Source organism: Actinomadura miaoliensis (assembly GCF_039536785.1).
Classification (GTDB): domain Bacteria; phylum Actinomycetota; class Actinomycetes; order Streptosporangiales; family Streptosporangiaceae; genus Spirillospora; species Spirillospora miaoliensis.
The window spans coordinates 82,064-93,506 of the sequence record NZ_BAAAZG010000081.1 but is presented as its reverse complement, the minus strand read 5'-3'; the positions used below and the strand labels follow the sequence as shown (position 1 = coordinate 93,506).

11 protein-coding genes are annotated in these 11,443 nt (G+C 73.4%); 4 read left to right on the top strand and 7 right to left on the bottom strand.

Translation table 11 applies throughout. The features are described 5' to 3' along the window. A partial coding sequence (locus ABD811_RS42065; protein ID WP_344959060.1) for an AAA family ATPase occupies positions 1-1,173 on the bottom strand: 1,173 nt, incomplete at its 3' end. Positions 1,174-1,425: 252 nt separating this feature from the next. Between ABD811_RS42065 and ABD811_RS42060 the strand changes: the two genes are divergently transcribed. Beyond that, positions 1,426-1,614, top strand: coding sequence for a hypothetical protein (locus ABD811_RS42060; RefSeq protein ID WP_344959059.1), 189 nt, complete (start codon positions 1,426-1,428; stop codon positions 1,612-1,614). Positions 1,615-1,681: 67 nt separating this feature from the next. On the opposite strand, the gene ABD811_RS42055 is transcribed toward ABD811_RS42060, so the two are convergent. Both ABD811_RS42055 and ABD811_RS42050 read right to left on the bottom strand, forming a co-directional pair. Continuing rightward, positions 1,682-1,873: a hypothetical protein gene (locus ABD811_RS42055; RefSeq protein WP_344959057.1), complete on the bottom strand. Its 192-nt coding sequence runs from the start codon at positions 1,871-1,873 to the stop codon at positions 1,682-1,684. A gap of 23 nt (positions 1,874-1,896) precedes the next feature. Then, complete coding sequence (locus ABD811_RS42050) at positions 1,897-2,256, bottom strand: DUF3140 domain-containing protein (RefSeq protein ID WP_344959055.1); 360 nt, start codon at positions 2,254-2,256, stop codon at positions 1,897-1,899. 182 nt (positions 2,257-2,438) lie between these two features. Between ABD811_RS42050 and ABD811_RS42045 the strand changes: the two genes are divergently transcribed. After that, the gene (locus ABD811_RS42045) at positions 2,439-3,902 is read left to right on the top strand and encodes an aminotransferase class I/II-fold pyridoxal phosphate-dependent enzyme (protein WP_344959054.1); all 1,464 of its coding nucleotides are present in this window, start codon (positions 2,439-2,441) and stop codon (positions 3,900-3,902) included. A gap of 61 nt (positions 3,903-3,963) precedes the next feature. Here the strand turns inward: ABD811_RS42045 and ABD811_RS42040 are convergent, their stop codons facing one another. Next, complete coding sequence (locus ABD811_RS42040; protein WP_344959052.1) at positions 3,964-6,093, bottom strand: catalase; 2,130 nt, start codon at positions 6,091-6,093, stop codon at positions 3,964-3,966. Positions 6,094-6,279: 186 nt separating this feature from the next. On the opposite strand from ABD811_RS42040, the gene ABD811_RS42035 reads away from it, so the two are divergent. Then, positions 6,280-7,374 (top strand): YihY/virulence factor BrkB family protein, encoded by a 1,095-nt coding sequence (locus tag ABD811_RS42035; RefSeq protein ID WP_344959051.1) that lies wholly within the window; start codon positions 6,280-6,282, stop codon positions 7,372-7,374. An 11-nt stretch (positions 7,375-7,385) separates the two neighbouring features. On the opposite strand, the gene ABD811_RS42030 is transcribed toward ABD811_RS42035, so the two are convergent. The 3 genes from ABD811_RS42030 to ABD811_RS42020 form a co-directional block, all read right to left on the bottom strand. After that, the gene (locus ABD811_RS42030) at positions 7,386-8,405 is read right to left on the bottom strand and encodes a nitronate monooxygenase (RefSeq protein WP_344959050.1); all 1,020 of its coding nucleotides are present in this window, start codon (positions 8,403-8,405) and stop codon (positions 7,386-7,388) included. A 53-nt stretch (positions 8,406-8,458) separates the two neighbouring features. Continuing rightward, on the bottom strand, positions 8,459-9,712 hold the full coding sequence (locus ABD811_RS42025; protein WP_344959048.1) for a cytochrome P450: 1,254 nt from the start codon (positions 9,710-9,712) through the stop codon (positions 8,459-8,461). 73 nt (positions 9,713-9,785) lie between these two features. Then, positions 9,786-10,553 (bottom strand): crotonase/enoyl-CoA hydratase family protein, encoded by a 768-nt coding sequence (locus tag ABD811_RS42020; RefSeq protein WP_344959047.1) that lies wholly within the window; start codon positions 10,551-10,553, stop codon positions 9,786-9,788. 123 nt (positions 10,554-10,676) lie between these two features. Here ABD811_RS42020 and ABD811_RS42015 point away from each other — a divergent pair, with 123 nt between their 5' ends. Beyond that, a complete protein-coding gene (locus tag ABD811_RS42015) occupies positions 10,677-11,432 on the top strand; it encodes a PaaX family transcriptional regulator C-terminal domain-containing protein (protein WP_344959045.1) in 756 nt (251 codons plus the stop codon). The last annotated feature ends 11 nt before the right edge of the window (positions 11,433-11,443 follow it).

Sequence of the window (11,443 nt, the reverse complement as noted above, 5' to 3'; positions counted from 1 at the left end):
GCCGGCGGCGCGCACGGGCGCCCCTCCGGTCGCGGCCGCCTCCAGCGCGGCGGCCGTCTCCTCGTCCGGACCGGCGGCGGCGTGCGCCAGGTGCCAGGCGCGGTGGCAGACGTCGCCGCGGTCGGCGTGCGTGCGGGCCAGGGCGCGGTGGACGTCGATGCGGCGGCCCAGCGCGGCGCCCTCGTACACGGCGGTGCGGATCAGCGGATGGCGGAACTCCAGCCCTCCCTCGGCCGACCGCACCAGCCGGTCGCGCTCGGCCGGTTCCAGGTCGGCGACCGACACCCCGAGCCGTGCCAGCGTCGGGACGACCACGGCCACGTCCCCGGTGCCGTCGGCCGCGGCGACCAGCAGCGCCGTGCGGGTCGCCGCGGGCAGCGCCGCGATCCGCTCGGCGTAGGCGCGGCGCAGCCGCCCGTGGGTGGACGTGGACGGGGCGGCCGGCGCGGACGGGGAACGGCGCGAGGAGGGCAGTTCCAGCAGCGCCAGCGGGTTGCCCTTGGCCTCCGTGAGGATCTCGTGCCGGACGTGCCGGGGCAGCTCGGCGGCGTGGCCGTCCAGCAGCGCCGCCGCGGCCTCGTCGTCCAGCCCGGTCAGCCGCAGCTCGGGCAGCCCCGGGGCGGGGAACTCGGGGGCGTCCAGGTCGCGCGCCGCGAACAGCAGCGCGATCGGTTCGGCGTCCAGGCGCCGCGCGGCGAACAGCAGCGCGTCGGCGGACGCGCGGTCGAACCAGTGGGCGTCGTCGGCCAGGCACAGCAGCGGCCGCTCCTCGGCCAGGTCGGCGAGCAGGGTCAGCACCGCCAGCCCGACCAGGAACCGGTCCCCGGTGCGGCCCTGCCCGGCGCCGGCGTCGGCGGTCAGGCCGAGGGCGGCCTTGAGCGCCGCCGCCTGGGCCTGCGGAAGGGCGTCGACGCGGTCGAGATGCCGTCCGAGCAGCAGGTGCAGCGCCGCGTAGGGCATCGCGGCCTCGGCCTCCACGCCGGTGGCGCGCAGCACCCGCATGGCGGGTCGTCCGGCGGCCTCGGACGCGGCGAGCGCCGCCGCGTGGTCGAGCAGCGCCGACTTGCCGATCCCGGCCTCCCCGCGCACGACCAGGACGCCGCTGCGTCCCTCGCGCGCCCGCCGCAGCAGCCGTTCGACCTCGGCCGTCTCCTCCCCCCGCCCGTACAGCATGCCGCCACACTACTCAGCCGGGACGTGTCCGGAATGTCACCCGGGTGGCGACGGGAATTCCCACGGCCTACGCGGCAAAAAATGACAAATCTTCCATCTTCGAGCGTGCTGGGTTATCGTCCTGCCACACGGCCCGGTAGTGCAGCCCGGGGCGTGGACGTCCCAGGGGCCTCGCCGCTCCCCCCCAACGGCGAGGCCCCGTCCTCCGCACCCGGCAGGGTTGAATTCCTGCTGCCGGGTACCGGCTCATTCATGAGCGAACGCCGACACGAGGACTCCAGGCCACTGGCGGACCGGCGGGCCGAGGCCGGAGCCCCGCAGGAAGAGGACCACGACTTCGGCGACGAGCACACCACCGGCCCGACCAAGCCCCCGATCGCCGAGGCCGAGACCCCCGGCGGCGAGGACGAGGGCTACAGCCCGCAGACCGAAGTCCCGTAGACCCGCAGGACACCGCGACCACGAGAAAGGCCCCGGCCGGGGATTCCCGGCCGGGGCCTTTCCGTCGTCAGGACGGGTGCGGCGGCTGCTGGTCGGGCGGAACACCGCCGCCCTTGCCGCCGCCCTTGGCGCCCTTGTCGGTGCCGTGCGGGCGGCCCTTCGACCTCGTCGCCTTGGGATCGGTCGCCTCGGGCGCCGGTTCCTCGGTCACCGCCGTGCGCTCGGACCGGCGGATCTCCGGTTGCTGCGGGTTGGGCATGTCGTCCCCTCCTTCGCGTGCCGCTAGGGGCGGATCTCCGGGGGCTTGAGCGGGTCGTGGCCGACGGTCATCAGCGACCGCCGCCACTCCTCCTTCTGCTCGGCGTGCGGCGGACGGTTCTCCAGGCGGTCCTCCACGTACTCCACGACGCGCCGCATGGTGTCGGCGTCGCCGTCGGTGAGGTCCACCTTGCGCTTGCGCAGCACCTCCACCACGCGCGCGCCGAGCTCGGGGAGCTTCATGTCGGGGTCGGCCGGGAACGCCTCCTCGCCCGACGCCGCGGTGAGCAGCCAGGTGCGCAGCTCGTCGGAGGTCATGTTGACCGTCTGGTGGAAGTCGTCCCACAGAAGCTCCACGTCCGCCGGGATGCGGTCCTTGGTCATCGCCACCTCCTTTCGGATCGGACGCGAGATCGGCTCGGGTGTCGGCTCGGGTGTCTCTCCGTCATCTCCCAGCGCGCCCTACCCGAAGCGGCCCGAGCCATGCGACCGGCCGGGCCGCGCGTCCCGCGCGTGACGGGGGCCGCGCACGTTACGACCGTGGTCAGGGGGGAACACGCCGTCGCATGAACCACTCGGAAACCCCAGTGCTCGACGCGCTCGTCGAATACCACCGCCGGCGGGAGCTGCCCTTCACGCCGCCCGGGCACAAGCAGGGCCGGGGCACCGATCCGCGTGTGCGGCAGGTCCTCGGCGACGCGGTGTTCCGCTCCGACGTGCTGGCCGTCTCCGGCCTGGACGACCGCCGCTCGTCCCAGGGCATCCTGCAGAAGGCGCAGGAGCTGATGGCCGACGCCGTGCACGCCGAGAACGCGTTCTTCTCCACCTGCGGCAGCTCGCTGTCGGTCAAGAGCGCGATGCTGTCGGTCGCCGGGCCCGGCGAGAAGCTGCTGGTCGGCCGGGACGCCCACAAGTCCGTGGTGTCCGGGCTCATCCTCAGCGGGGTCGAGCCGATCTGGGTGGAGCCGCAGTGGGACCCCGAACGGCATCTGGCGCACCCGCCGTCGGCCGAGGCGTACGCGCGGCGGTTCGCCGAGCACCCCGACGCGCGCGGCGCCCTGGTGACCAGCCCCACCCCGTACGGCACCTGTGCCGACCTGAGGGCGATCACCGAGGTGTGCCACCGGTACGGGCGCCCGGTGATCGTGGACGAGGCGTGGGGGGCGCACCTGCCGTTCCACCCGAGCCTGCCGACGTGGGCGATGGACGCGGGCGCCGACGTGTGCGTCACCAGCGTCCACAAGATGGGCGCCGGGCTGGAGCAGGGGTCGGTGTTCCACCAGCAGGGCGACCTGGTGGACCCGGCGGTGCTCAAGGCCCGCGAGGACCTGCTGGGCACCACCAGCCCGTCCGTGCTGGTGTACGCGGGCCTGGACGGCTGGCGCCGCCAGATGGTCGAACACGGCCACGAGCTGCTGCAGCACGCCGTCGACCTGGCCGCCGAGATACGCGACGAGATCGTCCAGATCCCCGGGCTGCACGTGGCCGGGCCGGAGTTCGTCGGGCCCGACCGCGCCCACGACCTGGACCCCCTGCAGCTCGTGATGGACCTGACCGAGCTGGGCATCAGCGGTTACCGCGCCGCCGACTGGCTGCGCGAGACGCACCGGATCAACATGCACGTGGCCGACCACCGGCGGATCAGCGCCCAGCTCACCTTCGCCGACGACAAGGAGACCACCGATGCGCTGCTGACCGCCCTGCGGGACCTCTCGCGGCACGCGCCCGCGCTGCGCGGCGCCCCGCCGATCTACATCCCCGACCCGGGGGACCTGCGGCTGGAACTGGTGGTGCTGCCGCGCGACGCGTTCTTCGGCCCGGCCGAGCAGGTCCCCGCCGACCAGGCCACCGGACGCGTCGTCGCCGAGATGCTCACCCCGTACCCGCCGGGCATCCCCGCGGCGCTGCCGGGCGAGCGGCTCACCGCCCCGGTCGTCGACTACCTGCGCACGGGCGTGGCGGCCGGGATGGTCGTCCCCGACGCCGCCGACCCGGAACTGAACAGCATCCGCGTCCACATCGAACGCTGAGGTCCGTCTCGGACGCCGAGCCGCACGTTCCGGGCCGTGGGCAGGGCGGCACGGGCGGCGGTCAGGCCGGGACGTGGGCCTTGTTGCGCGTCCAGTGCCGGTGCGCGGCGATGGCGTTGATCAGCTCGCGCTTGAAGTTGTCGTCGGGCCCGCCGGGAGCGCCCCCGCCGCGCCGGGTGACCACGCCCTGGTCGACCTCGACCAGGCCCTCGGTGGCGATCTGCAGGCTCGACACGCCGGCGCGGCCGAGCAGCTCGACGCCCGCGTCCAGGGCGCCGATGGCCTTGCAGTGCTTGTAGGCCTCGGCGACGAAGTGCAGCGCGTCGCCGTCCTCGGCCAGGGCGCGCACGCTCTGCTCGCCGCCGGGGATCACCACCGCGTCGTACAGCACCGACGCCACGGTGGGCAGCGCGCGGGTCACCTCCACCTGGTCGCCGTCGGCGCTCCGCACGGCGCCGTCGTGGGCGGCGAGCACCTCGCAGATCGCGCCCTGCTCGGTCAGCGCCTCGCCGACCGCGGTGACGTCGGCCGCCTCCACCCCGTCGGCCACCAGCACCGCGACCTTGCGCGCCTTGACCGTGTCGGCCGGGGAGTTGGCCTGGCTGAGCGCGGGCGAGCTGCGGCCGTGGTTCTCGGTGACCGGGGCCTTGGGCGGCTCCACCCCGATGCCCTCGGCGACCTGCGTCGCCAGGTCGTGGTCGACGTGGTTGAGCTGCTCCACGACGCCCTCCCGGATGTGCTTGTGCTCGACCTTGCCCAGCTCGAAGCGGAACGCCGAGACGATGTGCTCCTTCTCCCAGTCGGACATGCTGTTCCAGAACAGCGTGGCCTGGCTGTAGTGGTCGGCGAAGCTCTCGCTGCGCTTGCGGATCTTGGCGCCGTCCACCCGCTCCTGGTAGTGCCGGTACACCGCGTCGCCGTCGACGCCCGTGCCGATCGCCGGGCAGCCGCCCGACAGCGAGTTCTTGTGGTAGGCGGCCCGCCCCTGGTGAATCTGCGTCTGGTGGTAGGCGTCGCGGTGGTGGTTGCGCACCGGGGCCACCGAGCGGTTCACCGGGAGCTGCGTGAAGTTGGGCCCGCCGAGCCGGATCAGCTGGGTGTCCAGGTAGGAGAACAGCCGCGCCTGCAGCAGCGGGTCGTTGGTGAAGTCGATGCCCGGGACGACGTTGCCCAGGCAGAAGGCCACCTGCTCGGTCTCGGCGAAGAAGTTCTCCGGGTTGCGGTCCAGCACCAGCCGGCCCACCGGACGCGCCGGGACCTCCTCCTCCGGAATGATCTTGGTGGCGTCGAGCAGGTCGAAGTCGAAGCGGTGCTCGTCGGCCTCGGGCACCAGCTGCACGCACAGCTCGTACTCGGGGAAGTTGCCCGCCTCGATGGCGTCCCACAGGTCGCGCCGGTTGAAGTCGGGATCCTTCCCGGCGATCTTCTGGGTCTCGTCCCAGTCCAGGGAGTGGGTGCCGAGCATCGGCTTCCAGTGGAACTTCACGAACGTGCCCCGGCCCTCGGCGTTGACGAGCCGGAAGGTGTGCACGCCGAAGCCCTGCATCATGGCGAAGCTGCGCGGCAGCGCCCGGTCGGACATCAGCCACATCATCATGTGCATGGTCTCGGGCTGCAGCTGCACGAAGTCCCACAGGGTGTCGTGGGCGGACGATGCCTGCGGGATCTCGTTGTGCGGCTCGGGCTTCACCGCGTGCACGAAGTCGGGGAACTTGATGCCGTCCTGGATGAAGAAGACCGGCATGTTGTTGCCGACCAGGTCGAAGTTGCCCTGCCGCGTGTAGAACTTGGTGGCGAAGCCGCGCACGTCGCGTACGGTGTCGGCCGACCCGCGGGACCCGGCGACGGTGGAGAACCGGACGAACACCGGGGTCTCCACGGAGGGGTCGCGCAGGAACTCCGCGACGGTGTACTCGGCGAGCGAGTCGTCGTACACGCGGAAGTGCCCGTAGGCGCCGGAGCCGCGCGCGTGCACCACCCGCTCGGGGATGCGCTCGTGGTCGAAGTGGGTGATCTTCTCGCGGAAGTGGAAGTCGTCCATGATCGTGGGGCCGCGTTCCCCCACGCTGAGCGAGTTGTCGGTGTCGTCGACCTTGACGCCCTGGTCGGTGGTCAGCTCGGAGTCGCGCGGGTCCACCCGGAACTCGTCGAGTTGCCGCTGCTTGTCGGCGTGGTCACCGGAGCTCGACATGATCGTCGTCCTCCGCTCGTCGGTATCGGTCGGATGTCGCGCGCCGTACCCGACAAACCGCCTGATATACCGCAAGTCGCCATCTATCAAATGAATGCGTCAGTCACCCGGCGCATCGCCCCGGCCTCATCGGGTAAAAGGCCCCGCATCCGACCGACCCTCCCGGCCAGGCGAGAAGGTGGCGACATGGCGAAGAACACCGCGACCGGCGACGGCCCCTCGCGGAAGGCACCGGACCGGCCCACCCGGCTCGGACGGGACGCTTGGTGGGGCGTCGCCAAGCGCACCGCCCGGGAGTTCCGCGACGACAACCTGGTCGACTGGGCCGCCGCGCTCACCTACTACGGCGTGCTCTCGGTCTTCCCCGCGCTGATCGTGGCGGTGTCGCTGGTGGGCCTGTCGGGCCAGTCCGGCACGCGGACGCTGACCGACAACATCCGGCAGCTCGCCCCGGGCCAGCTGCGCGACGTGCTGATCAGCATGGTGGAGGGGCTGCGCGGCACCGCGCCCACCGCCGGCGTGCTGGCGATCGTGGCGCTGCTGGTGGCGCTGTGGTCGGCGTCCAAGTACGTGGCGGCGTTCATCCGCGCCGTCAACGCGGTCTACGACGTCCCCGAAGGCCGCCCCATGTGGAAGCTGGCGCCGCTGCGGGTGGGGCTGACCCTGCTCATGGTCGTCCTGCTGGGCGCCAGCGCGCTCGCGGTGACGTTCACCGGACGCCTCGCCGAGCAGGCCGGGCGGATGCTGGGCCTCGGCTCGGCGTTCGTCACCGGCTGGAACTACGCCAAGTGGCCGGTGATCCTGCTGGTGGTGATCATCGCGGTGGCCACCCTGTACTGGGCCGCGCCGAACGTCCGCCAGGCGGGCTGGCGGTGGATCACCCCGGGCAGCGCGCTGGCGATCGTCCTGTGGATCGTCGCGTCCGCCGGGTTCGCGGTCTACGTGGCGAACTTCGGCTCCTACAACGCCACCTACGGCGCGCTGGCCGGTGTCGTGATCTTCCTGGTCTGGTTGTGGATCTCCAACCTGGCCATTCTGCTCGGCGCCGAGCTGGACGCCGAGCTCATCCGCGCCCGGAGGATCGCCGAGGGCGCCCCCGAGACGGTCGAGCCCTTCGCCGAACCCCGCGACACCCGCAAGTTCTCCGACGAGGACCGCGAGGAGTACGCCGACGCCGAACACTCCAGCCCCGAACACTCCCGCGACGGGCACCCCCAGGACGCGCACTCCCGCGACGGGCGGCCGCACGGCGCGCACGCCGGCGGCAAGCCCGCACGCTGACCCCTCGCGCGTTACCCCTTCGCCAGAGCGGCGACGATCTCGGCCGCGGGCGCGGTGGACGCCAGCCGGTAGGAGGTGCCCGCCCACAGGTGCAACGCGTCCGCGGCCCCCTGGGCGGCGGCCGCCCTGCGCAACGGCGTCGTCAGGTAGTGCACGTCCGGGTACGCGGCGGGCGCGTGCGCCGAGTGCTCGGCCAGGAACCGGTTGACCAGCCCCCGGGCGGGACGTCCGCTGAACGCCCGGGTGAGGGCGGTCTCGGTGAAGCGCGGATCGGCCAGCGCCGCCTTGTGCACGGCACTGGCGCCGCTCTCCGGGCAGCGCAGGAAGGCGGTGCCGAACTGCGCCGCGTCCGCCCCGAGCGCGAGCACCTCGGCGACGTCCGCGGCCGTGCCCAGGCCCCCGGCTGCGATCAGCGGCTGCGCGGTGACCTCCCGCACGGCGGGCAGCAGCTCGCGCAGCGGCGTCCCGCCGTCGGTGTTGGTCCACGACCCCTGGTGCGCGCCCGCCTCCACGCCCTGCACGCACAACCCGTCGGCGGCGCCGGCGGCACGGGCCTCCGCCACGGACGTCACCGTCACGATCACCACGACGCCCCGCCGCCGGAACTCGCGGATCAGCGCCTCGTCGGGGCATCCGAACGTGAAGCTCACGATCGCGGGCGGGTCGGCCAGCAGATCTTCGATCTTGGCGTCCCAGTCGTCGGCCCGGTCCCCCGGCGTCCCCAGCCCCACGCCGAGCCGCTCGGCCTCGGGCGCCAGCCGCTCGGCGTACGCGTCGAAGGCCGCCCGGTCCACGGCGTCACGGGACGGCATGAAGACGTTCACGCCGAACGGCCGCGACGTCGCCGCACGCGTCCGCTCGATCTCGTCCCGCATCGCGGCCGCGGTCTTGTACCCGGCGGCGAGGAAGCCCAGCGCCCCCGCCTCGGCCACCGCCACCGCCAGCTCCGGCCGCGAGGCCCCGCCCGCCATCGGCGCCTGCACGACCGCCGTCTCCGGCACCCAGGAGGCCCCGCCCCCACGCACGCTCACCACACGCGCACGATAACTCCGCGCGTCGTGGGCGGCGGCTGGCGGGGGTGGGGTCAGGCGGGGGTGAGCTTGTAGCGGATGGGGAGGTGCTTGGGGCCGCCCACGAACGTGGTGACGACGTTCTCGGGTTCGCCCGCCAGCTCGATGGAGGTCAGGCGGGGGATCAGCTCGTCGAAGAAGGCGCGCACCTCCATGCGGGCCAGCGCGGCGCCCAGGCAGTAGTGGACGCCGAAGCCGAAGGCCAGGTGCTTGTTGGGGTCGCGGCCGACGTCGAAGCGGAACGGGTCGTCGAAGATCTCCTCGTCCCGGTTGGCCGACGGGTAGGACAGCAGCAGCGCCTCGCCCGCGCGGACGCGGACGCCGCCCACCTCGCAGTCCTCGGCGGCGGTGCGCATGAACTCCTTGACCGGGGTGACCCAGCGGATCATCTCCTCCACCGCCAGCGGCATCAGGTCGCGGTCCGCGCGCAGCCGGTCGAGCTGGTCCGGGTGCTCGATCAGCGCGCGCAGCCCGCCGGAGATCGTCGAGCTGGTGGTGTCGTGCCCGGCGGTCGCGATGATCACGTAGTAGGAGGCGGTGTCGAAGTCGTTCAGCGGCTCACCGTCGACGCGGGCGTTGGCGATCGCCGAGGCCAGGTCGTCGGTGGGGTTCGCGCGGCGGGCCTCGGTGAGCTCCTTGAAGTAGGCGAAGAAGTCCAGCAGGACCGCGAGCCCCTCCTCCGGGGAGGCGCCGCGCTGCAGGTCGGGGTCGGCGTTGCCGAACAGCTCCTGGGTGAGCTTGAGCATCCGGTCGAAGTCGGACTCGGGCAGCCCGAGCAGCGACAGGATCACGTACAGCGGGTAGTGCACCGCGACCTGCTGGACGAAGTCGCACTCCCCGCCCAGCTCGACCATCCGGTCGACGTAGCGGCGCGCCAGTTCCCTGACGCGGGGCTCCAGGGCGCGCATGGCGCGCGGCCGGAACCAGTCGGCGCCGATGGCGCGCAGCACACGGTGGTCGGGGTCGTCGATGTGGACGAGGGTGCGCAGCCCGATGCCCTGCTCCGCGCGCTGCCGGTTGATCGCGTCCATCTCGGCGGTGGCCAGCAGCGGACGCGGCGCGTTCAGGAACAGGCGGTGGTCGCGCTCGATCTCCATGATGTCGGCGTGCCGGGTGACGGCCCAGAACGGGTTGTAGTCCGGCGCCTCGACCCAGTGCACCGGCGCCTCGCGGCGCAGCACGGCCAGCGCGGCGTGCAGACGGTCGTCGTCGGCGTACGCGGTGGGATCGGCGAGGGCCCGGCCCGCCTCGTCAACGCTCGGAGTCATGAGTCCCCTTCATGTCCGTGAGGCCGCCCTCCAGGGACGCTAGCACTGCCGAACGCCATGCGATCGATGATCTTCACAGGTCGGTGAACGTGCCGTGGCGGCCGTGTCCGGCGGTGAACCGGGCGACGCCCTCGGCGGCGTCCGCCAGCGACCGCACGCCGTGCCCGTACTCCACCGCCAGCGCCTGCGCCTCGTCCAGATCCTCGCTCTCCAGCGCCGACATGCGGTCGCCGCGCAGGCAGGTCTGCGGGAAGCGGGCGATCTCGGCGGCCAGGTCCTCGGCGGCCTGCCGTGCGGTGCCCGGCGGGACGAGCCGGTTGGCCAGCCCGATGTCGTACGCCTCCTGGGCCGGCACCGGACGCCCGGTGAGGATGAGGTCCATCGCCCGGCTGCGGCCGATCAGCCGCGACAGCCGGAACGTGCCGCCGTCGATCAGCGGCACGCCCCACCGGCGGCAGAACACCCCGAACACGGCGTCCGACTCCACCACCCGCAGGTCGCACCACAGCGCCAGCTCCAGGCCGCCCGCGACGGCGTGCCCGGCGACCGCCGCGACGACAGGCTTGCCCAGCCGCATCCGGGTGGGACCCATGGGCCCGTCGCCGTCCGCCTCGACGCGGTTGCCGCGCGGCGTGCCGACCGCCTTGAGGTCGGCGCCCGCGCAGAACGTGCCGCCCTCGCCCCACAGCACGGCGACCGACGCGTCCGGGTCGGCGTCGAACTCGCGGAACGCGTCGGCGAGGTCGGCCGCGGTCGGGCCGTCCACCGCGTTGCGCACCTCCGGACGCGACAGGATCACCGTGGTGACCGGCCCGTCCCGCTCCACCCGCACAGCCGTCATGCCGACCGACACTACGGGGCGGCGGGACGGGAGAGAAGGCGTTTCCGGACGGTGAGAACTGCCTGCCCCGCACGGTCAAGCGGCCGTCATGGCACGGTCACGGCGGGTAATGTCCTCGCCGACATGACGAACACCCTGGGCCTGCGACCGCTGACCGCCCGTTCGGTCGTCCTCAGCACCCTGCTGGGCCTGCACCCGCCCCGGCTGCGCGCCCGGCACCTGGTGCGCGTCGGGGCGCTGTTCGGCATCGCCGAGGGCACCGTCCGCGTCGCGTTGTCACGCATGGTGGCCGCCGGCGACCTGGTGCACGTCGACGGCGCGTACGAGCTGACCGAACGGCTGCTGCGCCGCCAGGCCCGGCTGGACGAGGCCCGCTCCCCCCGCACCCTGCCGTGGGACGGCGCCTGGGAGATCGCCCTCGTCACCGCCGAACGGCGTCCCGCCGCCGACCGGGCCGCGCTGCGCCAGGCCATGTCGGCGCTGCGGCTGGCGGAGCTGCGCGAGGGCACCTGGCTGCGGCCCGCCAACCTGGCGCGGCCCCGGCCCGACGTCGTCCTGCGGCAGTGCACGTTCCTGCGCGGCCGTCCCGAGCGCGACCCGGCGGGGCTGGCCGCGGCGCTGTGGGACCTGACCGGCTGGGCCGCCGACGCCACCGCCCTGCTGGCCGCGCTCGGCCGCGCCGAGTGCCTGGCCGACCGGTTCACCGTGTCCGCGGCGGTGCTGGGCCACCTGCTGCGCGATCCGCTGCTGCCGGACGAGCTGCTGCCCGCCGACTGGCCGGGGCCCGAGCTGCGCGCCCGGTACGCCCGGTGCGAGGCGCAGCTCGAACGGCTGCTCACCGAGTACGTGCCGGCCGGCGGGCGGCTTGCGAAATCGTGATCTCACGGGCA